This is a genomic window from Pseudomonas sp. IT-P44, assembly GCF_949768225.1.
Lineage (GTDB): Bacteria > Pseudomonadota > Gammaproteobacteria > Pseudomonadales > Pseudomonadaceae > Aquipseudomonas > Aquipseudomonas migulae.
This window is the reverse complement of record NZ_CATKQM010000035.1, coordinates 189,936-215,814: the sequence shown is the minus strand read 5'-3', so window position 1 is coordinate 215,814 and position 25,879 is coordinate 189,936. Positions and strand designations below refer to the sequence as shown.

The following is a 25,879-nucleotide window of genomic DNA, read 5'->3' as shown; positions in this document are numbered from 1 at the left end:
GGGAAAACACGCTCAAAAAAATTAATGATCGGCAGAAACGGCCGATAACAAAACTAACGAGCATTTTGCCAGAGCTGAGCGTCGACCGAGAGAAATGTCAGACATTCAACGCACATCGATAGGTTACATCTCGCCCCACGGCGATTTTGGCCTGCGAAACTCCCAAGCACTGAGCGGCGTCAGTCACCTGTGGCAGGATTTCTTTGCCCAGGCCCTGGCCGAACAGTCGGGCGATGTCGTGCCGGCGTCTCTCAACTTTCCACCGGTCGATCTCGAAAGCCCGGAAGAACCCACAGTTGGCAGTGAACTGCTGGCGCACATCGTTTCCCAGCGTGAATGCGATGTGAAGGAAACCCAGGTCAAGCCACCCGAGCCGCTGTTCCTGCCGATCGCCGAGTTCGAAATGGACCTGGCCGACAAACCATTCCCACCGTTCCCACCGGAAGAAATCGCTGCCCAGCAAAAGCAGCAGAACTTCGAAAGCGGCTGGGTTCGCCCGATCGTACTGACGGCGGGGCAACCCGTGCCAGAAGCCGGCCCGGCGCCGCAACCACGTCCACTGCACCTGCCGATCGCCGAATTCGAAATGGACCTGCTGGACAAGCCATTCCCGCCGTTCCCGCCGGAAGAGCTGGCGGAACAACAGAAAAACTTCGATTTCGATATTGGCTGGGCGCGCCCGATCGTGCTGCAGAACCTGCGCATCGCCGCCTGACCCTCAGCGCCCCCCCCACCTCGCGTAGCCGCATCAGCTTGTAGCGGGTGAGCGATCACCCGCAAAAACCGCGTTGTCAGCCTTTGAACAATTGATTGGCCTGTGCGTACGGCATCGACCGCGAGGTAAAGCCGAACGTGCCCGAGGTCTTGATCTCTTCGGCCGCGCGGTAGAATTCACCAAGCGCTGCCAGCGCAAGCGCCGAACCGACGCTGATACGCTTGACGCCCATTTCGCTCAACTGCTCGACCGTCAATTTCAACCCGCCGGACATCAACACATTGACCGGTTTCGGCGCCACGGCGCGCACCACCGCCAACACGTCTTCAGCACTGCGCAAACCCGGCGCATAGAGCACGTCGGCGCCCGCTTCGGCAAAGGCCTGCAAGCGGCGAATGGTGTCGTCCAGATCGGGATTGCCATGCAGAAAATTCTCGGCCCGGGCCGTCAGCGTGAACGGGAACGGCAAACTGCGGGCGGCGGCGACGGCGGCTTGGATTCGCGCCACTGCATGCTCGAAGCAGTATATCGGCGCGTCTGCACGTCCCGTGGCGTCTTCGATCGAACCACCGACAGCGCCTGCTGCAGCGGCTCGCAGAATACTTTGGGCGCATTCGGCGGGGTCGTCGGCAAAACCGTTTTCCAGATCGACCGCAACCGGCAGGTCCGTCGCCGCGACAATCGCCCGAACGTTCGCCAGGGTATCGTCCAGCGTCAGCCCGCCATCGGGTCGCCCCTGAGAAAAGGCAAAACCGGCGCTGGTGGTCGCCAGCGCCTCGAAGCCCAGGCTGGCGAGCATTTTCGCCGAGCCGGCGTCCCACGGGTTGGGAATGACAAAAGCCCCGGCGCGTTCATGCAGTGCTTTGAAGGCTTGGGCTCGAAGGGTTTGCGCATCCATTGGCAGGCTCCTGAAAAAGGCAGGGAATCCGCCTCAGAGCAGGCCAAGTTGCTCCGCGGCGGGCTCTCTGTATAGCTCAGGCAGCGGCGGCAAGCCAGGCAAACGCAGCATCAGCTTTGCGTGAAAACGTTGCGCCAGTTTCGCCGCCAGCAGGTTGTCGGCGGTGTGCAGGAAGATATACGGCGTGCGCCCTTCTTCGATCCACAAGGCGATTTTCTCGACCCAGGGCACCAGGAACGGGTCGTTGGCTTCCAGTTGCGGATGGCCAATGAAGCGCACTTGCGGGAATTGCGTGAAGGCCGCCGGACGTGGCGGAACCCTGGGTTTCTTCGATTGGGCGTGGAGCACCGAAGGATCGGTGGACGTGCAACTGAACAACGCCCGCGGATCGAGGCAGATACGTTCGACACCGCGATCCAGCAGCAAGCGATTGAGCGAGCGCTCGGCTTCCCCCTTGGCGAAGAAATCGTCATGCCGCACTTCGATGGCCAGCGGCCGGTCCACTGCGTCGATAAAACCTGCCAGCTCGTGCAATCGTTGCGGCGTGAAGCTTTTCGACAACTGCAACCACAGCGGCGACACCCGCTCGCCCAAAGGGCTGAGCAATTGGAGGAAGGTTTCGGTGGCGGTCAATTGTTCGCGCAGGTCACCGCCGTGGCTGATGTCGCCGGGGAATTTGGCGGTGAAGCGAAAGTGTTCGGGCATGGTCTCGGCCCAACGCTGCACGGTGCTGGCAGCCGGGCTCGCGTAGAAGGTCGTATTGCCTTCCACGGCGTTGAATACTTGAGAATACAGATTGAGAAATTCGGAGGTTTTCGCGTCTTGCGGATAAAGATAATCGCGCCAGGCGTTTTCACTCCAGGATGGGCAGCCGAGGTAGTAAGGCAGCCGCATCAGATATACAGGTCGAGACCCATCACATCCGAATCCCAATCGACAAAATTGGCGGTGCTGAGGTAGCTGGCCAGGGCCATCGCGACGCTTTTGCTCATGGCGCGGTGGTAAATCATGTCTTGTTGGCGCGCCGGCAGATTGCTCAGGCGCTGCGCGGAGGCTTTGGCGGCGCGGGCGGCCATTTGCTCTTCCGAAGGGAATTCCAGCTCGCCCTCGATATCGACGGAATCGTCTTCAACCACATGCCCTTTGCGAGGCTTGCGCTTGATGGGGTAGGACTGAGAGGAAAGGCCGTCTATGCGCATAATGTCATGCTCGGTATCAGTGATGGCAGTTTAGTGGCGCATAGCCCACTTCGCAAACCGCCTGGTGATAACTAGAACACAGAATTGCGAAAAGGTTTAAAGGCGGGGGGATAAAACGACGATTGGTTACATCCCCTAAATCGCCTTCGCGGGCAAGCCTCGCTCCTACAGGGGCCGCGCAAACCCTGTAGGAGCGAGGCTTGCCCGCGAAGGAGACAACTCGGTATCGCTGATTAACGCGCCTTGGGCGTCGCAACCTTGTCCCGCAGATAAACCGGCTGCGCCTCGTCCGCCACAATCGCTTCACCCCGTTCCCAGGCAAATCGCGCCAGGGTCAGCAGGTCTTCGGCGTGAGGCAGCATGCCAGCGTCCTGACCGATCAGGCTGACGGCGATGCGATCGGCATAGCCCCAACCGGTGCCGGCGCCAAACCAGTCACCGCTGGCATCCGCCGGCAACGCCGCCACTTCCGGCGGCAGCACGGCTTCGTTGCCGACCAGACGCATCTCACCCGCCGTTTCGCGGTAGCAGCCCCAGTACACTTCATCCATGCGTGCATCGATGGCGGCCGCGACCTGGCTCACACCGTGTTCGCGATACGCCCGCTGCGCCAGCACCGCCAGGTTCGACACCGGCAGGACCGGGCGATCCAGGGCAAACGCCAGGCCCTGTACCACGCCGATGGCGATACGCACGCCAGTGAATGCGCCCGGCCCACGGCCAAAAGCGATGGCATCGACCGCTTGCAAGGTGGTCCCGGCATCGGCGAGCAATTGCTGGATCATCGGCAACAGCTTCTGCGCATGCAGGCGCGGGATCACCTCGTAATGGCTCGTCACTTTGCCGTCATGCAGCAAGGCAACGGAGCAAGCTTCAGTCGCGGTGTCCAGGGCCAGCAAGGTGCTCATCGATGTTTCCGTAAGAGAGGTCAGAAAAAGTGCGCCAGTATAAACAACTACGGCCCGCAAGCGGGCCGTAGAAGATGAAGCGATTCAGACTTTTCAGCTCAGCGCTTCAAGCACCTTGCCGGTGATCGCTTCAACCGAGCCGACGCCAGCAATGTGGCTGTACTTCGGTTTGCCTTGAGCCGCCGACAGCTTCTGGTAGAAATCCACCAGTGGCTTGGTCTGCGAGTGGTAGACCGACAGGCGATGACGCACGGTTTCTTCAGTGTCGTCCTTGCGCTGCACCAGATCTTCACCGGTGATGTCGTCTTTACCAGCAACTTTTGGCGGGTTGTAGACGGTGTGGTACACGCGGCCGCTGGCCTCGTGAACACGACGACCAGCGATACGCTGAACGATTTCTTCGTCATCGACCGCGATTTCGACCACGTGGTCCAGCTCGACGCCGGCCTTCACCAGGGCTTCAGCCTGAGGAATGGTGCGCGGGAAACCGTCGAACAGGAAACCGTTGGCGCAATCCGCCTGGCTGATGCGTTCCTTGACCAGATTGATGATCAGGTCATCGGAAACCAGGCCACCGCTGTCCATGACGCTCTTGGCGATCAGGCCCAGCTCGGTGCCGGCCTTGACCGCAGCACGCAGCATGTCGCCGGTGGAGATTTGCGGGATGCCGAACTTTTCGGTGATGAACTTAGCCTGAGTACCTTTACCGGCCCCGGGAGCTCCCAGCAGAATGACGCGCATCGATGTGCTCCTCAATTTTTATATAGATAACAAAGGATTCGCCTCGTGGGGCCAATCTCAAAACAGGGTCGTGACCGCCCAAACGGCCAAAGGCTGATCAAGATACACAGCAGATCCTACGCACACAAGCCGTCGAAAGTCGGAGAAACCCGCGCCTTGCGTGACCTTGCGACGGGGTACCCCAAGTCGCAACCCCATCATTAAGTGTCGCCTTGCAGCACTTTCCAACCCCGCGCAAACCGGCACTCGACGCCCGCGTCGAGTGCCCGAACCCACGACGAAAACCTTAGCCGGTATTTCGCAAACCGGCGGCAATCCCCGCCACAGACACCAGCAACGCCTGTTCTACCGGGCTGCCCTGCGCCACTTCCTGCAAACGCGAACGTGCCAGCAACTCGGCCTGCAATAGATGAAGCGGGTCAAGGTAGGTGTTGCGCAAGCGGATGAATTCGAGGGTAGCTGGGCTATGTGCCAGTAGCTGCGACTGACCGGTCAACCCCAGAACAATCGAACACGCCTGCGACAATAGGTCGCGTAAGTGCGCACCCAAAGGCAGCAGATCCGGCTCGACCAGCCGCTCATCGTAGGAGCGGGCGATATCCGCGTCGGCCTTGGCCAGGACCATTTCCAGCATATCGATGCGCGTGCGGAAGAACGGCCACTGCTCGCGCATTTGCCCCAGCAGCTCGCCTTCCCCCCGCGCCAGCGCCTTGCTTAACGCGGCTTCCCAGCCGAGCCAGGCCGGCAACATCAAGCGGGTCTGGGTCCAACCGAAGATCCACGGGATCGCCCGCAGGCTTTCGATCCCGCCGGCACGGCGCTTGGCCGGGCGACTGCCCAGTGGCAGGCGCCCCAACTCCTGCTCCGGGGTGGACTGGCGGAAATACTCGACGAATTGCGGATTTTCCCGCACCACGGCGCGGTAAGCACTGACACCGTCTGCCGCCAATTCGTCCATCAAATGGCGCCAGGCGGGTTGCGGTGGTGGCGGTGGCAACAACGTCGCCTCCAGCACCGCCGCCAGGTACAGGTTGAGATTTTGCTCGGCGATGTCCGGCAGGCCGAATTTGAAACGAATCATTTCCCCCTGCTCGGTGGTGCGGAAACGCCCCGCCACCGACCCCGGCGGCTGCGACAGAATCGCCGCGTGCGCCGGACCGCCACCACGCCCCACAGTGCCACCGCGACCGTGGAACAACAGCAGTTCCACTTGCTGCTCACGGCAGATGTCGACCAAACGCTCCTGCGCCCGATATTGCGCCCAGGCCGCCGCCGTGGTGCCGGCGTCCTTGGCTGAGTCGGAATAGCCGATCATCACTTCCTGCGGCCCTTGCAGGCGCGCGCGATAACCCGGCAGCAGCAACAGTTTTTCAATCACCGGGCCGGCGTTATCAAGGTCGGCAAGGGTTTCGAACAGCGGCACCACGCGCATCGGCCGCAAAACACCAGACTCTTTGAGCAACAGTTGCACGGCCAGCACGTCGGAAGCGGCGCCCGCCATGGAGATCACATACGAACCAAGCGAAGCGCCCGGTGCAGCGGCGATTTCCCGGCACGTGGCGAGCACTTCAGCGGTGTCGGCGGAGGGTTTGAAGTACGCCGGCAACAACGGCCGACGGTTGTTCAACTCACGCATCAGGAAGGCGATGCGCTCCTCTTCGCTCCAGTCTTCGTAGCGCCCAAGGCCGAGGTAATCGGTGATTTCCGTCATCGCCGCCGTGTGACGGGACGAGTCCTGGCGCACATCGAGGCGCACCAGGAACAAGCCGAAGGTCACCGCACGACGCAGGCAATCGAGTAGCGGCCCATCAGCGATCACGCCCATGCCGCACTCATGCAGCGACTGGTAGCAGAGCTCCAGCGGGTCGAGCAAATCGCGGTTGTTTTGCAGCACATCGGAGGGGGCCGGCGTGGCTGTCGTCAAGGAAGTGTGGGCCCAGCTTCGAGTGGCGCGCAGGCGTTCGCGCAGTTGTTTAAGGACGGCACGATAGGGTTCGGCGCTGTCGCCGGCCTTGGCTTTCAGTGCGTCGCTGGCTTGTTGCATCGACAGTTCTGCGGCGAGGTGATCGACATCGCGCACGTACAGATCGGCGGCCATCCAGCGTGCCAACAGCAACACCTCACGGGTCACGGCAGCCGTGACGTTGGGGTTGCCATCGCGGTCGCCACCCATCCACGAAGCAAAGCGAATCGGCGCGGCTTCCAGCGGCAAATGCAGGCCGGTGGCGTCATGCAGGGCTTTATCGGCCTTGCGCAAATAGTTCGGGATCGCTTGCCACAGTGAATGCTCGATCACCGCGAAACCCCATTTGGCTTCGTCCACCGGGGTCGGGCGGGTGCGACGGATTTCTTCGGTGTGCCAGGCTTCGGCGATCAGGCGCTGCAATTTCGATTGAATCTGCTCGCGCTCGGCGCTGGTCAGGTCGCGGTGATCCTGAGCGGCAAGTTGCGCGGCGATGGCGTCGTATTTCTGGATCAGCGTGCGGCGCGCGACTTCGGTCGGGTGCGCAGTCAACACCAGTTCGATTTCCAGGCGCCCCAACTGTCGTGCCAGGGATTCGGCCGCATGACCTTCGGCCAGCAAGCGCGTTAGCAGCTCCGGCAACACGCGCGCCTCGAACGGCGCGGGCTGGAATTCTTCGCGGCGATGGATCAGTTGATATTGTTCGGCGATGTTGGCCAGGTTGAGAAACTGGTTGAACGCCCGCGCCACCGGCAGCAATTCGTCTTCGCTCAGTTGATTGAGGCTGGCGCTCAGTTCGGCGTCCATCGAACCGCGACGGTCGGCCTTGGCGCCTTTGCGGATCTGCTCGATCTTGTCGAGAAAATCGTCCCCGTACTGTTCACGAATGGTGTTGCCCAACAGCTCACCCAACAGGTGAACATCCTCGCGCAAGCGTGCATCAATATCGGTCATCAGCCGTTCTCCAGCGAAAAATCCGGGGTGCCTTGTGGTTCAAGAGTGCCGTCGTAAAACGCTTCTTACAAGCACACGACGAAGGGACTTTAAACCCCGGGCACGCAAGCTAGTCTGAAGAGTAAGCCGCACAACGGCTTTCGCCGGCCATGGCCGGACACTTACCCGGCCTGCCATGAGCAGGCGTGCCATGAGGTTTTTATGAAAATCCGCGAGCTTGCCCATCATTGGGAAGAAAACGCCAAGGGTCGCCTGACCGACACCGGCTACTCGATTCATCTGGATGTGGAGGCCGCCGCGCGCTTGGCGGCGATCATCGAGATGTACCCCAAGCGGCACCCTGAAGAACTGCTCGGCGAGTTGATCGGCGCGGCGCTCGAGGAGCTGGAAAAGAGCTTCCCGTACGTGAAAGGCTCGACCATCGTGGCCACCGACGAAGAAGGCGATCCACTGTACGAAGACATCGGCCCGACCCCGCGTTTTCTCGCGTTATCCCGGCGGCATTTGCATGATTTGTCGTCTGGTGAGGACAAGCAGAAGCACTGAGTTCACCACATCCCCTGTGGGAGCGGGCTTGCTCGCGAAGGCGGTGTGACAGTCAACTTCAATGTCGACTGTTAAACCGCTTTCGCGAGCAAGCCCGCTCCCACATTGGATTGCAGTCCCCTTCAACAATTGCGTGTTTCCGCCCTTGGAATACCCCCTCCTATCGCTAAAGTTCCCGATTTAGAGCCTTGTCCGTTCGGTCAAAGTTTTTTCGGGCGACAGGCCATATTCTCTGAACTTTTAAAAAATGCCTCGGGTCGTAACCAGTAACCACGCCTGGGACGGCCGTTTCAAAACGCTTCGAAAATTGATGGTTGCGGCTCCTTGCCCAGGATGGATGTTCAGTTTTTCAGGAGTTATTCCAATGGAGTTGAAGACCATGAAGATCAACACTGCCAAGCCCGCTTCCACCTCCCTGCGCAGCCTGAAACTGGCCGCCCTGGCCATCGGCAGCAGCTTCGTTCTGGCTGGTTGCGCCGGTAACCCGCCGACTGAGCAATACGCCGTGACCCAATCAGCCGTGAACAGCGCCGTCAGCGCGGGCGGCACCGAATTCTCGGCGGTTGAGATGAAGTCCGCCCAGGACAAGCTCAAACAAGCCGAAATCGCGATGCACGACAAAAAGTACGACGAAGCCCGAGTGCTCGCTGAACAGGCCGAGTGGGACGCGCGCGTCGCCGAACGCAAAGCCCAGGCGATCAAAGCCGAACAGGCGGTGAAGGACTCTCGGATAGGGGTTCAGGAACTGCGTCAGGAAAGCCGGCGCACCGTGCAATAAGCGCCGCCACGACGTACTTCTTACTCGACTTAAAAGGACGATACCCACATGCGCAATCAATTGATGATCCCTGCCCTGCTGGCCGCAAGCGTTGCACTGGCTGCCTGCTCGACGCCGCCTAATGCGAACCTTGAACAGGCCCGCACCAACTACAGCGGCCTGCAAGCCAACCCGCAGGCGAGCAAAGTCGCGGCATTGGAAACCAAGGACGCCAGCGATTATCTGGACAAGGCCGACAAGGCTTATCTGGACAAACGAGACACGAACGAGGTCGATCAACTGGCCTATCTGACCAATCAGCGTGTTGAAGTGGCGAAGCAAACCATCGCCCTGCGCACCGCTGAAGCCAATCTGAAGAATGCTGCCGCACAGCGCGCCCAGGCCCGTCTGGATGCTCGCGACGCGCAGATCAAACAGTTGCAGGACAGCCTGAACGCCAAGCAGACCGATCGCGGTACGCTGGTAACCTTTGGTGATGTGTTGTTCGCAACCGACCGTGCCGACCTGAAATCCAGCGGCCTGGCGAACATCAACAAACTGGCGCAGTTCCTTCAGGAAAACCCCGACCGCAAGGTGATCGTCGAAGGCTACACCGACAGCACCGGCACGGCGTCGCACAACCAGTCGCTGTCCGAGCGTCGCGCCGGTTCCGTGCGCATGGCACTGGTGAAAATGGGCGTTGATCCTGCCCGCATCGTTGCCCAGGGTTATGGCAAGGAATACCCGGTTGCTGAAAACGGCGACGCTTCGGGTCGTGCCATGAACCGCCGTGTAGAAGTGACCATTTCCAACGACAACCAGCCGGTGATCCCGCGTTCGGCGGTGAGTGCCAACTAAGCTTCATGCCTGAACGCAAAAGCCCCGCCTGATCTGATCAGGCGGGGCTTTTTGTTTTCGCGGTTTGGCAGAACACCGCGTCGCGTCCATCGCCAGCAAGCCGGCTCCTACAGGATCAACACAAACCTGTAGGAGCCGGCTTGCTGGCGATGAAGGCAACGCGGTCTGTGTGATTTAACCGCGTTACAGTTACTGCTCCAGCTTCTGCGGGGTTTCCTGGCCCATACAGCGCACGGCTTTTTTCTTGTTGTTGACCAATACGCCGGTCAGGCCTTTCTGTTCGGTGTCGAACATCACCAGCACGCCATCGATGCACTGGGCCACTTGTGGAGCCGGTTCCAGGGAGACTTTGTAGTCTTCGCCCGGCACGGTCTTGAGCATGGTGAAGTCGCTGAGCAGCAGCGCATCTTCGGGTTTGGCGAAGTGCAGGTAACCGTAGTACCACAAGGCCCCGACGGTGCCGAGGATGCTGCAGATACCGGTGATGATCAGCGGGATGGCGTTACGTTCTTCACTCATTGCGGACTCTCTGGTGGTTCATCTTCTGAATTCGGGGGTGCCGGGTAGTTGGGGATTTCACCCAAGCGGCGCAGGCCGTTGAAATGCTGCGGGTCATCGAGGTATCGCAGCATGACCTTGCGCCAGACCGGGTCGGCGAACGTCTGCACATGACCACCACGGGTCAGTTGCAGCACTCGCGGCGGCGGCGCAGCTTGATACAGACGGATGCCGTTGGAAAGGGGCACGATCGGATCGTCGATGCTGTGATAGATCAGTTTCGGCACGCCGTTGAGCTGCGCCATCGAGTGGATCGCGCTGTCACCGTCCGGCACCAGCCACGAAAGCGGCACCTGGAACGCCCACGTCAGCCAGGAATTGCTCAGGGCGAATTGGCCGATGCTGCGATAACTGGCGGGCACGCCATCGAGGACGAAGGCCTTGAGTTGTTTCTGGCGTTCGGGATGCTGAACCAGGTAATGCACGGCCATTGAGCCGCCCAGACTTTGCCCGAGCAGGATCAACGGTTTGCCTTTGACCTCCGGCGCCTGGTCGAGCCATTTGAACGCGGCGTCGATGTCCTGATAAATCGCCGGCAAACTCGGTTCGCCTTCGGACAAACCGTAACCGCGATAATCGATCAGCAACACTTGATAGCCTTCCTCCGGCAACCACCAGCTGCCGCCCAGATGCATCGGCAGATTGCCGCCGTTGCCGTGCAGGTGCAGCACCGTGCCTTTGACTTCGACGCCTTTTTTCGCCGGCAGCCACCAGCCGTGCAGCTTGAGGCCATCGGCCGTGGTGAGGGTGACGTCGCGGTATTCGAGTTTGGCTTTTTCCGGGGTGAACAACTGTCCGGGCTCGGGGTAGAACAGCAAAGAGCTACAACCGCCGAGGGTTAGAAGCAGGAAGAGGATGCCGAGGATTCTCATCCGTTGAAACCTCGCTTTTAGGATTGATAGCAAGTCCTGTAGGAGCGAGGCTTGCCCGCGAAGGCGGTATAACATTCAACAGGCATGTTGACTGACACAACGCCTTCGCGGGCAAGCCTCGCTCCTACAAGGTATGCGGTGATTAGAGGATGTTGGAGTAATCCGCTTCGATCCGGTCCAGGCTCAGGTGGTTCAGGAAGTTGGAGAAGCACATCCACGCCGACAGCGCGTTCATGTCGCGGAACTGTTCCGGCAGATATTTCGGCGGCACCACCAGGCCTTCATCGACCAACTGGCGCAAGGTGCGCATGTCTTCCAGCGTAGTCTTGCCGCAAAACAGCAGCGGCACTTGCTCAAGCTTGCCTTTACGCACGGCCAACTGAATGTAGTTGTAAACCATGATAAAGCCCTTGAGGTAGGACAAGTCTTTGGTAAATGGCAGACCATTCGGCACCGAACCACGGAAAACCCGACTGGCGTTGCCGTAGCTTTCCGCCATTTCAAAGCCCTGCTCACGGAAGAACTCGAAGATCTGCAGGAAGTCCGCGCCCTCCTCCACCATGTGAATGGCGCGGGTACGGTTGGTCAGCTTGCGCAGGCGACTCGGATAAGAGGCGAAGGTGATGATTTCCATCAGGATCGCCAAACCTTCCTGGGTCACCGTCGACGACGGTGGCCCCTTGGACAGGAAGGTGCAGATCGGCTGGTTCAGACCATTGAGCGTAGTGCCGACATGCACCAGCCCTTCGTGGACTTCCAGCGCACGCACGTCACGCTCGTTGAACATCGCGTCGGTGCGGATCTTGATGTAGTCGGCGCCGGCCGCCGCATCGGCGACGATGCCGTCGGACTCGAACACCCGAATGGTTTCCTCGGCCTCGCCAAACACTTTGCTCAGCCGGGTCTGCAACAAATGCACGGCGTCCTTGGCGGTGAGGATTTTCGGCTCGTCCTTCAGGTCACCACGACCATCGATGTTGTTCAAATAATCGGAGAGCATCAGGCCGAGGTCGGACAGGGTCGGGTCACCGGCGTGAAACGCATCGGATGCCGCGCCATACAACTCCTGGGAAATCAGGCCGAAATCCTCGGTGCCGCGCGCTTCAAGCATGCGCACCACCATCCGGTATTCCTTGCACATGCGCCGCATGATCTGGCCGACCGGGTTGAACTGGCCAAGCTGACGGGTGATGTCGCGCTCGATGTTCTGGAATTCCAGTTTCACTTTGCTGGAGTCGAAGGACAGCGGCCGGTTCAGGTAGTAATCACGGTCCACCGCCGGCATTTCCTTGCCCTTGGCCTTGAGGAAACCCTTGCGGATGCTGTCGTCCCACTTCACCGCATCCAGGACGCGAATCGGCGTCTGCGCCAGCACAATGCGATCGGACAACATGCGTATCGTCTGCTGGTAATCGTCCACCCGAAACTCCTGTAGAAAAACCGTTATGTGCTGGGTTTATTTGGCTTTGGCCAGGCGCTGATAGCGCACGGCTTCGACGAAGACATCGGAGTTGGCCGGATCGTCGAGGTAAGCGAAGACTTGGTCCATGCGTGTGTTGATCAGCACGCCGTCACCGTCGTCGGTCTGGAAACCTTCGCCGCTGAGGACTTTTTGCCCCAGGGCCTGGTTGATCTGCTCGAGGTCGAGGTTGTAGACCACCAGTTCGTGCTTGTCGGTGAGTTCGAAACCGGCAATGGTGAAATGTCCGCCAAACTGCGCCGGGACTTTTGCCGACAGGTACCAACGGTTGCCATGGCGCGAGACGGTGAAGGGATAGGCTTCGCGTTCCTTGGGTTTGGCCTTGAAGTAGCTGACCGCCTGATAGCGATTGTCGCCGATGCGCGTCAGCTCCAGGTTCAGCGGCTCGCCCCAGGCATTGGTGCTGGTCCATTTGCCGAGTAATCCTTTGGGCGCGGGGTCGCTCGTGGGCAATGGCTCCCTGAAGGTCACCAGACAGCCACTGAGCAGCAGGATCGACAAGGCGATCACAACGACGCGCCAGGCTTTCATTCAATACTCCCTATGAACACAGTCCCCGAATGCTCACTGTCCCTGTAGGAGCGTGGCTTGCCCGCGAAGGCGATGTGTCAGTCAACACATCATCTGTTGAATGTTAAATCGCCTTCGCGGGCAAGCCACGCTCCTACAGGTTCATCGCAGGATCACACCGACGCCAATACCAAATGCATGTAGCGGGTCAGGATACCGAGCATTTCAGCTTCGGCGTCAGGCTCGGCGTCGTTGAGCAGCCCCTGATATTCCATCCGTCCGATAATCGCCGTCAACACTTTGGCATCCTGGTGTGGCTCACGGGAACCCAAAACCTGGAAAAGCTGACACGTACCCTGCAGGAGAATCTGCTGGTGCGAGCGCACCAGCTCCGCCAGGCGGGGGTTCAGCAGCGCTTCCTGACGGAACGCCTGTTCGGCCATCAGGTGTTCGCGACGGTTGATCAGTTGCCGGTGAACATAGTCCGCCATCAACCGTGCGATGTCGTCCGCCAGTTGCGAGCGCGACTCGGGGCTGCCGTCGCCGCTGACGACCATCTCGCGCAGCAGCCCTTCATTGTTCACCCACAACTTGGCCATGAACGCCGCGCTGCGCTCCACGTATTGGGCAAAGGTATCGGTGAGCAAGTCATCGATGTCCTTGAAATAGTAAGTGGTGGCCGACAGTGGCACACCCGCTTCTGCAGCAACCGCACGGTGACGCACGGCCCGCACGCCATCGCGCACGACAATGCGCATGGCCGCATCGAGAATGTCCTGTCGACGCTGCTCGCTGCCCTGACGGCTGGCCTTGCGGCCCTGGTACTGAACACTTTCAGCGACCGCAGTGGCGATACCCGCTGCACCTTCTTGAGCCATTGCACGGTTCACGACAGGAATTCCTCTCTCATTTCAAAAGTAACCAATTGATACGTTTGTACCAGACAGGCAATAAAAAGCCGCCTGTTATAGGCGGCTTTTTAATTGAAACATTTACGCTTGCGGCCGCATGTGCGGGAACAGGATCACGTCGCGGATCGACGGGGAGTTGGTCAGCAGCATCACCAGACGGTCGATGCCGATGCCTTCACCGGCCGTTGGCGGCATGCCGTACTCCAGCGCGCGAACGAAGTCGGCGTCGTAGTGCATGGCTTCGTCGTCGCCGGCGTCCTTGTCGGCCACCTGCGCCATGAAGCGCTCGGCCTGGTCTTCCGCGTCGTTCAACTCGGAGTAGGCGTTGGCGATTTCACGGCCACCGATGAACAATTCGAAACGGTCGGTGACGTTCGGGTTGTCGTCGTTGCGACGGGCCAGCGGCGACACTTCGAACGGGTACTGGGTAATGAAGTGCGGCTGCTCCAGCTTGTGCTCGACCAGCTCTTCGAAAATCATCACCTGCAATTTGCCCAGGCCTTCGAAGCCCAGCACCTTGGCGCCGGCTTTCTTGGCGATGGCGCGGGCCTTGTCGATGTCATTCAGATCATCGGCAGTCAGCTCAGGGTTGTACTTGAGGATCGAATCGAACACCGACAAACGCACGAACGGTTCGCCGAAGTGGAACACCTTGTCGCCGTAAGGCACGTCGGTGCTGCCCAGAACCAGCTGCGCCAGCTCGCGGAACAGTTCCTCGGTCAGGTCCATGTTGTCTTCGTAGTCGGCGTAAGCCTGGTAGAACTCCAACATGGTGAATTCAGGGTTGTGACGAGTCGAAACGCCTTCGTTACGGAAGTTGCGGTTGATCTCGAACACTTTCTCGAAACCGCCAACCACCAGACGCTTGAGGTACAGCTCAGGCGCGATACGCAGGAACATTTCCATGTCCAGCGCGTTGTGGTGCGTTTCGAACGGCTTGGCCGCTGCGCCGCCTGGAATGGTTTGCAGCATCGGCGTTTCCACTTCCAGGAAGTCACGCTGCATCAGGAAGCTGCGGATGTGGGCGATGACTTGCGAACGCACGCGGAAGGTCTGGCGCACGTCTTCGTTGACGATCAGGTCAACGTAACGCTGACGATAGCGCTGTTCGGTGTCGGTCAGGCCGTGGTGCTTGTCCGGCAGCGGGCGCAGGGATTTGGTCAGCAGGCGCACGCTGGTCATTTCAACGTACAGGTCGCCCTTGCCGGAGCGGGCCAGGGTGCCTTCGGCGGCAATGATGTCGCCCATGTCCCAGGTTTTCACCGCGGCCAGGGTTTCTTCAGACAGGGTCTTGCGGTTGACGTAGACCTGGATGCGACCGGTCATGTCCTGGATCACCATGAACGAGCCACGGTTGAGCATGATGCGACCGGCAACCTTGACCGGGATTGCAGCCTCTGCGAGCTCTTCCTTGGTCTTGTCCACGTACTGTTTCTGCAAGTCTTCGCAGTAGTTTTCGCGGCGGAAGTCGTTCGGGAAGGCATTGCCCTTGGCGCGCTCGGCAGCCAGCTTTTCCTTGCGCAGGGCGATCAGGGAGTTTTCTTCCTGTTGCAGGGCTTGCGGGTCGAGTTCTAGGTCGCTCATGTCTTTAAATATTCCATCAGGTTCGTTGTCCCCGGCGTGGGGCCGGGGATCGCCGGCAAGCCGGCTCCTACAGGGGGGGCGGCGTTACAGGCCTTGTTTCAGGCTCGCTACCAGGTATTCGTCGATGTCGCCGTCGAGCACCTTGTCGCAGTCGCTGCGTTCGATGTTAGTGCGCAAATCCTTGATTCGCGACGCATCGAGTACGTAGGAGCGAATCTGGTGACCCCAGCCGATGTCCGACTTGGTGTCTTCCAGGGCCTGCGAGGCGGCGTTGCGTTTCTGCACTTCCTGCTCGTACAAGCGCGCCCGCAACATTTTCATCGCGGTGTCTTTGTTGGCGTGCTGGGAGCGTTCGTTCTGGCAGCTGACCACGGTGTTGGACGGTACGTGGGTGATACGTACGGCCGAGTCGGTGGTGTTTACGTGCTGACCACCGGCACCGGAGGAGCGGTAGGTGTCGATGCGCAGGTCCGACGGGTTGATGTCGATTTCGATGTTGTCATCGATTTCCGGCGACACGAACACGGCCGAGAACGAGGTGTGGCGACGGTTGCCGGAGTCGAACGGGCTCTTGCGCACCAGGCGGTGCACGCCGATTTCGGTACGCAGCCAGCCGAAGGCGTATTCGCCCTTGATGTGCACGGTGGCGCCCTTGATACCGGCGACTTCACCGGCCGACAGTTCCATGATGGTCGCGTCGAAACCGCGTTTGTCAGCCCAGCGCAGGTACATGCGCAGCAGGATGTTGGCCCAGTCCTGGGCCTCGGTGCCGCCGGAGCCGGCCTGGATGTCCAGGTAGGCGTTGTTGGCGTCCATTTCACCGCTGAACATGCGACGGAATTCGAGTTTTTCCAGCGATTCGCGCAGGCGTTCGACTTCGGCGGCGACGTCATCGACGGCGGCCTGGTCTTCTTCTTCTGCGGACATCAGCAGCAGGTCTTTGGCGTCGGCCAGGCCGGCGTGCATTTCGTCGAGGGTTTCGACGATCTGCGCCAACATGGACCGCTCGCGGCCCAGTTCCTGAGCGTACGACGGGTTGTTCCAGACAGACGGATCTTCAAGCTCGCGATTGACTTCGGTCAGACGCTCATGCTTTTGATCGTAGTCAAAGATACCCCCGAATAGTTTCGGAGCGCTCGGACAGGTCCTTGATACTGTTAAGGATCGGGTTGATTTCCATGGCGGGCAGCACTCGTTGGCGAACTTTTGAAAGCCGGCGAGTATAACGGCAAACGGCCGGAAACGGCAGCCCGCTTGGCCGAAAAGGCCCGATGCGTTTTCGGAGCGGCCGTACACCGATCAACTGTAGGAGCCGGCTTGCTGGCGATGGCGGACTGTTAACCGACCATTTTCTCTCGGGTGTACATATCCGTTTCTGCGGTAACGGCGGCTATCAGTTTCGCCCTTACGGCGAGTCACTTGGAAGAGCCCCAAGTAACCAAGGGCTCTTGCCCCTTTCGTTCGGTGCCTCGCCATGGCTCGGCATGCCCTCGCTCCGGTCCTGCTCCGTGGGCCCGCCGCCATCGGCCATCCATGGCCGGGGGCGGCTAACCCGGCATCCATGCCGGGTTGCCCACTGCGCAAAACCTGCGCTCGGCCTCTCGAGGGGGCGCTCAGATCAAAAGCGGAAGGCGAGCTAACGCTCGGCCTGATGAGTGGTGGGAATCAAAAGCGTACGTGCCCCTGTAGGAGATGAAGTCCCTGTTACTCGATACCCACCTGATTGCGCCCATTGTTCTTCGCCAGATACAGCCCCTTGTCCGCCGCCGAGATCAATTGACGGCAATCGGCGCCCGGTTGCGGGGTCATGGTCGACAGGCCGATGCTGATGGTCAGGCTTGAGCCTTCGCTCGGTGAAATGTGCGGGATTTTCAGTGCCGCCACAGTCTGGCGCAGTTTTTCCGCCACCAGTCGCGCACCGCCCGGTGATGTATTGGGCAGGACCAGCGCGAATTCTTCGCCGCCATAACGGGCCGGCAAGTCAGAAGGTCGGGCGCTGGCGTCGCGGATGGCCGTGGCGACTTTGCGCAGGGCTTCGTCGCCTTCGAGGTGGCCAAAGTTGTCGTTGTAGGACTTGAAGTAGTCCACATCGATCATCAGCAACGACAATTGGCTCTGGTCGCGCAACGAACGTCGCCATTCCAGTTCCAGGTACTCGTCGAAGTGACGACGGTTCGACAAACCGGTCAGGCCGTCCGAGTTCATCAGGCGTTGCAGCACCAGGTTGGTGTCGAGCAATTGCTGCTGGCTGACCCGCAACGCGCGGTACGCCGCGTCGCGCTGCAGCAGGGTCATGTAGGAACGCGAGTGATAGCGGATGCGCGCCACCAGCTCGATGTTGTCCGGCAGTTTGACCAGGTAATCATTGGCCCCGGCCGCGAATGCCGCGCTTTTGATCAGCGGGTCTTCCTTGGTCGACAGCACGATGATCGGAATGTCCTTGGTGGCCGGGTGATTGCGGTATTCGCGCACCAGGCTCAGGCCGTCGAGACCGGGCATGACCAGGTCCTGGAGGATCACCGTCGGCTTGATCCGGATCGCCTGCGCAATCGCCTGATGCGGGTCGGCGCAGAAGTGGAAGTCGATGTTTTCTTCATTCGACAACCCGCGGCGCACCGCTTCGCCGATCATGGCCTGATCATCCACCAACAACACCATGGCGGCATTTTCGTCGGTTTTGAAGCCGTCGAGCTGTAAGTCATTCATGTGCGGTCACCTGAGTACTGCCTGGGCCAGGATTGCTGCTGAGCATAGTCATTTGGCAAAAATCTCCAGCAATCGTGGCGCTATCTTTTCCAGCGGGCGAATTTCTACAGCGGCGTCGATGGCCGCTGCCGCTTTCGGCATGCCATACACCGCGCTGCTTTGTTGGTCCTGAGCGATGGTCAGGTAACCCTGTTGGCGCATGAGTTTAAGCCCCTGCGCGCCATCGCGTCCCATGCCGGTCAATAAAACCCCTACGGCATCGCCATTCCAGTAACTGGCCACACTCTCGAAAAACACATCGATCGAGGGCCGATAGATCTCGTTGACCGGCTCGGCGGTGTACGCCAGCGTGCCGTTTTTCAATAAACGAATATGGTGGTTGGTGCCGGCCAGCAGCACGGTGCCCGCCTGCGGTGGCTCGCCTTCCTGGGCCAGGCGCACATTCAGGCCGCTGGCGCCGCTGAGCCACTCGGCCATGCCGGCGGCGAACACCTGGTCAACATGCTGCACCAGCACAATGGCGGCGGAAAAATTTATCGGCAGCCCCTTGAGCAGTATTTCCAGGGCTGCCGGCCCACCTGCGGAGGAACCGATGGCGATCAGTTTTTGCCGGGAACCTGAGTGGCGCAACGGGCCCGGCGCGGGGCGCACGCGATTGCCTTTGTCGCCGATAATCCAACCGATGTTGAGGATTTTGCGCAGTAACGGCGCCGCTGCTTCCTGGGCATTGCCGGCACCGATTGCCGGCGTATCGACCACATCCAGAGCGCCGTGGCCCATGGCCTCGAACACCCGGTGCACGTTCTGCTGGCGGTCAACCGTGACGATCACGATGGCACACGGCGTCTCGGCCATGATTCGCCGCGTCGCCTCGACGCCATCCATCACCGGCATGATCAGGTCCATCAGGATCAGGTCCGGGGTGTTTTCCACGCAACGCTGCACGGCCTCGGCGCCGTTGCTGGCGACCCAGATCACTTGATGCTCCGGCTCAAACGCTAAGGCGCGACGCAGGGCCTCCACCGCCATGGGCATGTCGTTGACGATTGCGATTTTCATGCCCGCGCTCCTCCTATGAGCTCAACCACTGCATCAAGCAGGGCGTCGTCGTGAAAACTGGCTTTGGCTAGATAATAGTCGGCCCCGGCGTCCAGTCCACGACGACGGTCTTCTTCGCGATCCTTGTAGGACACCACCATCACCGGCAGCGATTGCAGGCGGTTGTCCCGGCGCAACAATGACACCAGTTCGATACCGTCCATGCGCGGCATATCGATGTCGGTGATCAGCAGATCGAAATCCTCGGAACGCAGGGCATTCCAGCCATCCATGCCGTCCACCGCCACGGCCACGTCGTAGCCGCGATTGAGCAACAGTTTGCGTTGCAACTCGCGGACGGTCAGCGAATCGTCGACCACCAGAACCCGTTTGCGCGCGGCTTCGGCCGCCTGATTGCTGTGACGGGCAATCCGCTCCAGACGCCCGGTATTGAGCAGTTTGTCCACCGACCGCAACATGTCTTCGACATCGACGATCAGCACCACCGAACCGTCGTCGAGCAGCGCGCCTGCGGAAATGTCCTGCACTTTGCCCAGACGCTCGTCCAGCGGCAAGACCACCAGCGTGCGCTCGCCGACAAACCGCTCGACCGCCACACCGTAGATCGCATCGCGCTCGCGGATGACCACGACCTTGAGGGTTTGCTGACTGTTGGTGCTCGCCGGACGCTGAAGCAATTGGCTGGCCGCAACCAATCCGACATGCCGGCCTTCGTACCAGAAATGCTGACGGCCTTCGACCTGCACGATGTCCGCCGGCTCCAGGTCGCACATGCGCTCGATGTGGGCCAGCGGAAACGCATACGCCTCTTCGCCGACCTCCACCACCAGGCTGCGCACCACCGACAGGGTCAGCGGCACTTCAAGATGGAAGCGGCTGCCCTCGCCCGCCGTCTGCTCCAGCACCACCGCGCCGCGCAACTGGCGGACCATGTGCTGAACCGCGTCGAGGCCGACGCCACGTCCGGACACTTCAGTGACCGCGTCGCGCAGGCTGAAACCCGGCAGGAACAGGAACGTCAGCAACTCCTCTTCGCTCAACTGCGCGGCGGTGTCGGCCGGGGACAACTGACGTTCGATGATGCTGCGGCGGACCTTTTCCAGGTCGACGCCGTTGCCGTCATCGCTCAGTTCCAGCATCAGCAGACCGGCCTGATGCGAGGCGCGCAGGCGGATCACACCTTCTTCCGGTTTACCGGCCAGTAGCCGTTGCTCCGGGGATTCGATGCCGTGGTCGACGGCGTTGCGCAGCAGATGCGTCAGCGGCGCTTCGAGTTTTTCCAGGACGTCGCGATCGACCTGGGTTTTCTCGCCCTCGATCTCCAGCCGCACCTGTTTACCGAGGCTGCGCCCCAAGTCGCGGACCATGCGCACTTGCCCGCTCAGCACATCGGCAAACGGCCGCATGCGACAGGCCAGCGCGGTGTCGTACAGGACTTGCGCGCGTTGACTGGCCTGCCAGGCGAACTCGTCCAGCTCGACGTTTTTTTCCACCAGCAATTGCTGGGACTCCGCCAGCAACCGACGCGCATCGTCGAGGGCTTCCCGGGCTTCCAGGCTCAAGGTTTGATCCTTGAGATGGACATTGAGGTTTTCCAGCGCCCGCAAGCCGTTGTTCTGCATGCGCTTGAGGCGTTGCATGGTGGCCAGGTGCGGTTTGAGCCGCAGGGTTTCCACCAGGGATTTGCTCGACAGGTCGAGCAGGCTGTTCAAGCGCTCGGCCGTAACGCGCAATACGCGCTCGCCACTTTCGGTGGTGCGTTTGGTCTTGGGCGAGGGCTCGGCGGCAGCTGCCGAGGGGGCTTGCGTGGCGGCCGGCATGGGCGACTCAACCGTGGCCGTCGGCGGCTCCAGCTGAAGTTCTGCCATCGGCGGCGCGATGGGGGCAACCGTCGCCATGTGAACAAGCAGCCGTCCCATCAAGACGACATACGCTTCGATATCCGCAGGCGCCGGTGCGTTGTTCGGCGTCGCGATGCGCATCAGCAAATCGGTGCCCTGCAGCAAGGCATCAATGTGCTCGGGCCGCAGATACAACCGGCCTTCCTGGGCGCTGACCAGGTAATCTTCCATCACATGGGCAACGCTGACGCCGGCATCGACGCCGACAATTCGCGCCGCGCCTTTGAGCGAGTGAGCCGCGCGCATGCACGATTCAAGGTAATCGGCCTGGGTCGGATCGCGTTCAAGCGCCAGCAGCCCCGTGCTCAACACCAGGGTCTGGGCCTCGGCTTCGAGGCTGAACAGTTCCAGCAAAGAGGCGTCGCGCATTTGCTCGGGGGTCATGTGAGGCTCCGGGTCACGGCGGACAGCAGCTGTTCTTCATCCAGCCAACGCAGGCTGCGACCTTTGAATTGCAATACGCCACGGGTGTATTTGGCGCTGGCTTGCGCACCGGAACGCGATGCGGCCTCAAGGAGGCGCTCGTCGATGGCATGGATCCCGTCGACTTCGTCCACTGGCACCACCACCGGCCCGCCGTGGCCCGCGATGATCAGCATGCGCGGCATCACGCGCGCACCAGGCGCCACGCTGCTCACGCCGTCGAGCCCGAGCAGCTCCACCAGCGACAGGCACGCCACCAGCGCGCCGCGCACATTCGCCACGCCGAGCAAAGCCCGGGAGCGCTGGTGCGGCAGGGAATGAATCGCTTGCAGCGGCGCCACTTCCACCAGGCTGCGAGTGGCCAGGCCTAACCATTCTTCGCCGAGGCGGAACATTAGCAGCGAGCGGGTTTTCACCTCGCTTTCGACCGCGACCGAGACTTGCCCGCGGTCTTCCTGTTGCAACGCATAGCGGTCGAGCAAACGCGTAGCGGCCGCCGAGTACACCGCGCAATTGCGGCAATGAATGTGTTCGATCAGCAGCGGGCAGGACTTGTCGCCGTGGATACCGATACGGTTCCAGCAATCGTCGATGGCCTGGGCATCTTCATGGGTGAGGCTAAAGCTGTCGGCGGCATTCATCGTTTGCGCTCACTGTCTGCGCGCTCGCTGCGGGCGGCGCGGTCCTGCAATCGTTTGGCGCCCGCCGTGTCGCCCTGGGATTGCAGCAAGGCCGCCAGGTGCATCAACGCGTCGGGATGTTGCGGTTCGAGGTACAACGCCTTGCGATAAAAGCCCTGGGCTTCGAGCGCGCTGCCGGCGACATCGCTGAGCAGCCCCAGCCAGTAAAACACCTGGGCTACCGGTTCATGGCTGCGCAAATAACTTTCGCACGCGGCTCGGGCTTCGGCGCTTTTGCCTTCATTGGCCAGTGCGGCGATGTTTGCCAGCAACGTAGCGGCGTCGGGACTGGCGGCTTTTGCCGCCACCGGCAGCGGCGTCACCGTTGCGAAGGGCCGCAGGCGTACCGGCGCCGGTGTGACGCTGCGCACCGGTTGGCGCACTGGCAACGGCGTCGGCACGAAGGCCGCAAAAGGCTCGGGCTCTGGCGCGCTCTGGCGACTGAACGCAAATGACTGTGGAATACCAATCGAACGCATGCCCAAGCGCCCCAGCAAACTGCCCTCGGCCGGGCCGATAAACAGCACACCCTCGACATGGGTCAGGCGCTTGAGCACTTCGAACACTTGTTGTTGCGTCGGCTGATCGAAATAGATCAGCAGGTTGCGGCAGAACACGAAGTCATAAGGCGATTCGTTGGCCAGCAACGACGGATCCAGCAGATTGCCGACCTGTAAACGCACCTGTTCCAGCACGCGCTCGCTGAGGCGATAGGACTCGTCCTCGGCGGTGAAATGCCGCTCGCGAAACGCGATGTCCTGGCCGCGAAACGAATTCTTGCCGTACTGCGCGCGCCTGGCTTTTTCCACAGACAGCGGGCTGACGTCCATGCCTTCGACTTTGAACTGATGCGGTTTGAACCCGGCATCGAGCAAGGCCATGGCAATGGAATAGGGTTCTTCACCTGTGGAACACGGCAGGCTGAGAATCCGCAATGCGCGCATGTTGTTGATGTCAGCCAGTCGTTTGGCCGCCAGTTTTGCCAGGGCGGCGAAGGATTCCGGGTAACGGAAAAACCAGGTTTCGGGAACGATCACCGCTTCGATCAGCGCTTGCTGCTCATCCTGCGAGCCCTGCAAGGTGTGCCAATACTCATCGGCCGTCAGCGCGCTGGACGCCGTGCTGCGCTGGCGCACCGCTCGTTCGATGATCGCCGGGCCCACCGAGGTGACGTCGAGGCCGATGCGCTCTTTTAGGAAATCGAAAAACCGTTGATCGCTGCTCATGGCTGCACCTCAAGCTGCGCCAGGTCCAGCGGGGGTGACGGAAACAGCAGCGCCCGAACTTGCTCGTCCAGCAGATCGGCGACGCGCACCCATTGCAGCAAACCTTGCTCGTCTTCACGCACCGGTCCGAGGTACGGCGCCTGGCGATTATCCAGGCCATACGGCTGAAAATCCGCCGGATTGCAGCGCAGCGTGTCGGTGGCTTGCTCCAGGATCAGCCCGAGCAATTGCGCCTCGGCGGTTTCATCCGCACGGTAATTGACCAGCACCAGGCGCGTGCTGGTGCGCGCCTGGGCCGGTTCGCCAAAGGTCAGCGCACTGAGGTCGATCACCGGCACTACCGCGCCGCGATAGGCGAACACCCCGGCGACCCAGTCCGGCGCGCGGGGTATCGGCTTCAATGGCAGGCGCGGCAGCACTTCCGCCACCTCGATCGCTTGCAAGGCATAGCGCTCGCTGCCGATGCGAAACACCAGAAACAAAGCATGCATCGCCGGCTTCACGGCGGTGCGTTTGGCCGTGAGTTCGCTCATCAGACTTTAAATCGCGAAACGCCGCCGCGCAGCCCGACGGCCACCTGGCTCAGTTCGTCGATGGCAAAACTGGCTTGACGCAAGGACTCGACGGTCTGGCTGCTGGCATCGCCCAACTGCACCAGTGCATGGTTGATCTGCTCGGCGCCGGTGGCCTGGGCCTGCATGCCTTCGTTGACCATCAACACCCGCGGCGCCAGCGCCTGAACCTGATGGATGATCTGCGACAGCTGCTCGCCGACCTGCTGCACCTCGGACATGCCGCGACGCACTTCTTCAGAGAACTTGTCCATGCCCATGACCCCGGCCGACACCGCCGACTGGATCTCGCGCACCATCTGCTCGATGTCGTACGTGGCCACGGCGGTCTGGTCCGCCAGGCGCCGCACTTCGGTGGCAACCACAGCAAATCCACGACCGTATTCACCGGCCTTCTCGGCTTCGATGGCAGCGTTCAGCGACAGCAGGTTGGTCTGGTCCGCGACCTTGACGATGGTCACCACCACTTGATTGATGTTGCCGGCCTTCTCGTTGAGGATCGCCAGTTTGGCGTTGACCAGATCCGCGGCGCCCATCACCGAGTGCATGGTCTCTTCCATTCGCGCCAGCCCTTGCTGCCCGGAACCGGCAGCCACCGAGGCCTGATCGGCAGCGGTGGAGACTTCGGTCATGGTCCGCACCAGGTCACGCGAGGTGGCGGCGATTTCACGGGAAGTGGCACCGATTTCGGTGGTGGTGGCGGCGGTTTCAGTAGCGGTGGCTTGCTGCTGTTTGGAGGTGGCGGCGATTTCGGTCACGGACGTGGTGACCTGCACCGACGAGCGCTGCGCCTGAGACACCAACGAAGTGAGTTCGGCCATCATGTCGTTGAAGCCGGTTTCCACGGCGCCGAATTCGTCTTTGCGCTCCAGGTTCAAGCGGCCGCTGAGGTCGCCGGTACGCATGACTTCGAGGATCTGCACGATGCGGTTCATGGGCGCCATGATCGCGCGCATCAGCAGCAGGCCGCAGAGACCGGCGGCCAATACCGCCACCAGCAGGGAAATGCCCATTATGATTTTGGCGGTGAGCACTGCATCATCAATGTAGGCCATGTCCTGATCCGCCACGGCTTTGTTTTCGCGCAGAATGTCATTGAGCTTCATGCGCCCCGCCGTCCAGGTCGGGGTCAGTTGTTCATTGAACAACTTGATGGCCTCGGCTTCCTGATTGCGCTTATGCAAGTCGAGCACTGCGGCCAGGATCTTGCCGTAATTCTCATGGAATTTTTCGAAGGCTGCGAATTCGAGCTTGTCTTCATCCGTGGTGACGGTGGCGCGATAGCTATTCATCGCGTCCAGCACGCGCGCTTCAAAATTCTTGAAGTCTGCGGCGTCCTCGGCACTGATGCCCTGCCCTTCCTTCAAGCCCAGCATTTCCTGGGTCTGGAGATAGCTGTCGACCCAGGCGCCACGAATCATCGAGCTGTAATACACCCCGGGGAGCGCGTCGTCACGAACGCTGACTTCGCTGGCCTCGATCTTCAACAGCCGGGAATACGAGACGACGACCATCAGCAACATGATGGCGATAATTACCGCAAAGCTCGCCAAAATGCGTTGGCGCAACGTCCAGTTCTTCACAGTCAGTCCTCGGGGCCATTTCAAATGCTGCGCAGTATAGCCGAGGGCGGTGTTTCATTTATAAGACGGATGCGCGGCGGTTCACATCTCGGCGAATGAGGATGTGGCGGGGCTGAAAAGGCTATCGCCAGCAAGCCGGCTCCTACAGGGGATCGGCGTCGGGCATGCATGCTGTGCGCACCGCAGTTCCCTTGTAGGAGCTGGCTTGCCGGCGATGGCGGCCTTGAGGGCGGGCCAGGATTTTAGGGCCTCATCGCCAGCAAGCCGGCTCCTAC

24 protein-coding genes are annotated in these 25,879 nt (G+C 60.8%); 4 read left to right on the top strand and 20 right to left on the bottom strand.

The features are described from left to right. The first annotated feature begins 94 nt into the window (after window positions 1-94). Entirely contained in the window at window positions 95-715 is a 621-nt protein-coding gene (locus ACM6IO_RS19150; protein ID WP_192228485.1) for an energy transducer TonB, read from the top strand. 76 nt (window positions 716-791) lie between these two features. On the opposite strand, the gene ACM6IO_RS19145 is transcribed toward ACM6IO_RS19150, so the two are convergent. The 6 genes from ACM6IO_RS19145 to ppc form a co-directional block, all read right to left on the bottom strand. Next, entirely contained in the window at window positions 792-1,613 is an 822-nt protein-coding gene (locus ACM6IO_RS19145) for an isocitrate lyase/PEP mutase family protein (protein WP_414912035.1), read from the bottom strand. Between the two features lie 33 nt (window positions 1,614-1,646). Beyond that, window positions 1,647-2,507 (bottom strand): DUF72 domain-containing protein, encoded by an 861-nt coding sequence (locus tag ACM6IO_RS19140; RefSeq protein ID WP_008039350.1) that lies wholly within the window; start codon window positions 2,505-2,507, stop codon window positions 1,647-1,649. After that, window positions 2,507-2,812, bottom strand: a complete 306-nt coding sequence (locus tag ACM6IO_RS19135) for a hypothetical protein (RefSeq protein WP_008035498.1) — start codon at window positions 2,810-2,812, stop codon at window positions 2,507-2,509. Before ACM6IO_RS19135 ends, ACM6IO_RS19140 begins: the two co-directional genes overlap by 1 nt. Window positions 2,813-3,045: 233 nt before the next feature. Beyond that, complete coding sequence (gene tsaB / locus ACM6IO_RS19130; protein ID WP_414912034.1) at window positions 3,046-3,720, bottom strand: tRNA (adenosine(37)-N6)-threonylcarbamoyltransferase complex dimerization subunit type 1 TsaB; 675 nt, start codon at window positions 3,718-3,720, stop codon at window positions 3,046-3,048. A 93-nt stretch (window positions 3,721-3,813) separates the two neighbouring features. Beyond that, the gene (adk, locus tag ACM6IO_RS19125; RefSeq protein WP_008039344.1) at window positions 3,814-4,461 is read right to left on the bottom strand and encodes an adenylate kinase; all 648 of its coding nucleotides are present in this window, start codon (window positions 4,459-4,461) and stop codon (window positions 3,814-3,816) included. 286 nt (window positions 4,462-4,747) lie between these two features. Next, window positions 4,748-7,378 (bottom strand): phosphoenolpyruvate carboxylase, encoded by a 2,631-nt coding sequence (gene ppc / locus ACM6IO_RS19120; protein ID WP_414912033.1) that lies wholly within the window; start codon window positions 7,376-7,378, stop codon window positions 4,748-4,750. A 201-nt stretch (window positions 7,379-7,579) separates the two neighbouring features. Between ppc and ACM6IO_RS19115 the strand changes: the two genes are divergently transcribed. From ACM6IO_RS19115 to ACM6IO_RS19105, 3 genes are all read left to right on the top strand, one after another. Then, complete coding sequence (locus ACM6IO_RS19115) at window positions 7,580-7,924, top strand: hypothetical protein (protein ID WP_008024664.1); 345 nt, start codon at window positions 7,580-7,582, stop codon at window positions 7,922-7,924. Window positions 7,925-8,288: 364 nt separating this feature from the next. Continuing rightward, the gene (locus tag ACM6IO_RS19110; protein WP_414912032.1) at window positions 8,289-8,702 is read left to right on the top strand and encodes a DUF4398 domain-containing protein; all 414 of its coding nucleotides are present in this window, start codon (window positions 8,289-8,291) and stop codon (window positions 8,700-8,702) included. A 48-nt stretch (window positions 8,703-8,750) separates the two neighbouring features. Next, window positions 8,751-9,539 carry an OmpA family protein gene (locus ACM6IO_RS19105; RefSeq protein ID WP_414912031.1) on the top strand — a complete coding sequence of 263 codons (789 nt, stop codon included), beginning with the start codon at window positions 8,751-8,753 and terminating at the stop codon, window positions 9,537-9,539. Between the two features lie 189 nt (window positions 9,540-9,728). Here the strand turns inward: ACM6IO_RS19105 and ACM6IO_RS19100 are convergent, their stop codons facing one another. The 14 genes from ACM6IO_RS19100 to ACM6IO_RS19035 all read right to left on the bottom strand — a co-directional run bounded on the left by ACM6IO_RS19100 (window position 9,729) and on the right by ACM6IO_RS19035 (window position 25,604). After that, window positions 9,729-10,058: a hypothetical protein gene (locus ACM6IO_RS19100; RefSeq protein WP_008039335.1), complete on the bottom strand. Its 330-nt coding sequence runs from the start codon at window positions 10,056-10,058 to the stop codon at window positions 9,729-9,731. Beyond that, window positions 10,055-10,969, bottom strand: a complete 915-nt coding sequence (locus ACM6IO_RS19095; RefSeq protein WP_223413560.1) for an alpha/beta hydrolase — start codon at window positions 10,967-10,969, stop codon at window positions 10,055-10,057. The genes ACM6IO_RS19100 and ACM6IO_RS19095 overlap by 4 nt, the downstream gene beginning before the upstream one ends. 142 nt (window positions 10,970-11,111) lie before the next feature. Beyond that, complete coding sequence (locus tag ACM6IO_RS19090; protein WP_177318173.1) at window positions 11,112-12,362, bottom strand: flavohemoglobin expression-modulating QEGLA motif protein; 1,251 nt, start codon at window positions 12,360-12,362, stop codon at window positions 11,112-11,114. A 63-nt stretch (window positions 12,363-12,425) separates the two neighbouring features. Then, window positions 12,426-12,980: a hypothetical protein gene (locus ACM6IO_RS19085; RefSeq protein WP_008034193.1), complete on the bottom strand. Its 555-nt coding sequence runs from the start codon at window positions 12,978-12,980 to the stop codon at window positions 12,426-12,428. 152 nt (window positions 12,981-13,132) lie between these two features. Next, entirely contained in the window at window positions 13,133-13,849 is a 717-nt protein-coding gene (locus ACM6IO_RS19080; protein WP_008034197.1) for a TetR/AcrR family transcriptional regulator, read from the bottom strand. A 102-nt stretch (window positions 13,850-13,951) separates the two neighbouring features. After that, window positions 13,952-15,454 carry a lysine--tRNA ligase gene (gene lysS / locus ACM6IO_RS19075; RefSeq protein ID WP_008034198.1) on the bottom strand — a complete coding sequence of 501 codons (1,503 nt, stop codon included), beginning with the start codon at window positions 15,452-15,454 and terminating at the stop codon, window positions 13,952-13,954. Window positions 15,455-15,538: 84 nt separating this feature from the next. Further along, a protein-coding gene (prfB, locus tag ACM6IO_RS19070; protein WP_192228479.1) for a peptide chain release factor 2 occupies window positions 15,539-16,634 on the bottom strand; the annotation gives its coding sequence in 2 pieces (ribosomal slippage) (window positions 15,539-16,561 and window positions 16,563-16,634; 1,095 coding nt in all). A gap of 524 nt (window positions 16,635-17,158) precedes the next feature. Further along, window positions 17,159-18,160, bottom strand: coding sequence for a response regulator (locus ACM6IO_RS19065; RefSeq protein ID WP_008043779.1), 1,002 nt, complete (start codon window positions 18,158-18,160; stop codon window positions 17,159-17,161). Window positions 18,161-18,208: 48 nt separating this feature from the next. Next, window positions 18,209-19,219 (bottom strand): chemotaxis response regulator protein-glutamate methylesterase, encoded by a 1,011-nt coding sequence (locus ACM6IO_RS19060; RefSeq protein WP_192228477.1) that lies wholly within the window; start codon window positions 19,217-19,219, stop codon window positions 18,209-18,211. Further along, on the bottom strand, window positions 19,216-21,504 hold the full coding sequence (locus ACM6IO_RS19055) for a hybrid sensor histidine kinase/response regulator (protein WP_414912030.1): 2,289 nt from the start codon (window positions 21,502-21,504) through the stop codon (window positions 19,216-19,218). Before ACM6IO_RS19055 ends, ACM6IO_RS19060 begins: the two co-directional genes overlap by 4 nt. Beyond that, on the bottom strand, window positions 21,501-22,184 hold the full coding sequence (locus ACM6IO_RS19050) for a chemotaxis protein CheW (protein ID WP_414912029.1): 684 nt from the start codon (window positions 22,182-22,184) through the stop codon (window positions 21,501-21,503). The genes ACM6IO_RS19055 and ACM6IO_RS19050 overlap by 4 nt, the downstream gene beginning before the upstream one ends. Continuing rightward, window positions 22,181-23,449 (bottom strand): CheR family methyltransferase, encoded by a 1,269-nt coding sequence (locus ACM6IO_RS19045; RefSeq protein ID WP_414912028.1) that lies wholly within the window; start codon window positions 23,447-23,449, stop codon window positions 22,181-22,183. The genes ACM6IO_RS19050 and ACM6IO_RS19045 overlap by 4 nt, the downstream gene beginning before the upstream one ends. Further along, complete coding sequence (locus tag ACM6IO_RS19040; RefSeq protein ID WP_414912027.1) at window positions 23,446-23,982, bottom strand: chemotaxis protein CheW; 537 nt, start codon at window positions 23,980-23,982, stop codon at window positions 23,446-23,448. Before ACM6IO_RS19040 ends, ACM6IO_RS19045 begins: the two co-directional genes overlap by 4 nt. Then, entirely contained in the window at window positions 23,982-25,604 is a 1,623-nt protein-coding gene (locus ACM6IO_RS19035) for a methyl-accepting chemotaxis protein (RefSeq protein WP_414912026.1), read from the bottom strand. Before ACM6IO_RS19035 ends, ACM6IO_RS19040 begins: the two co-directional genes overlap by 1 nt. Window positions 25,605-25,879: the final 275 nt, after the last annotated feature.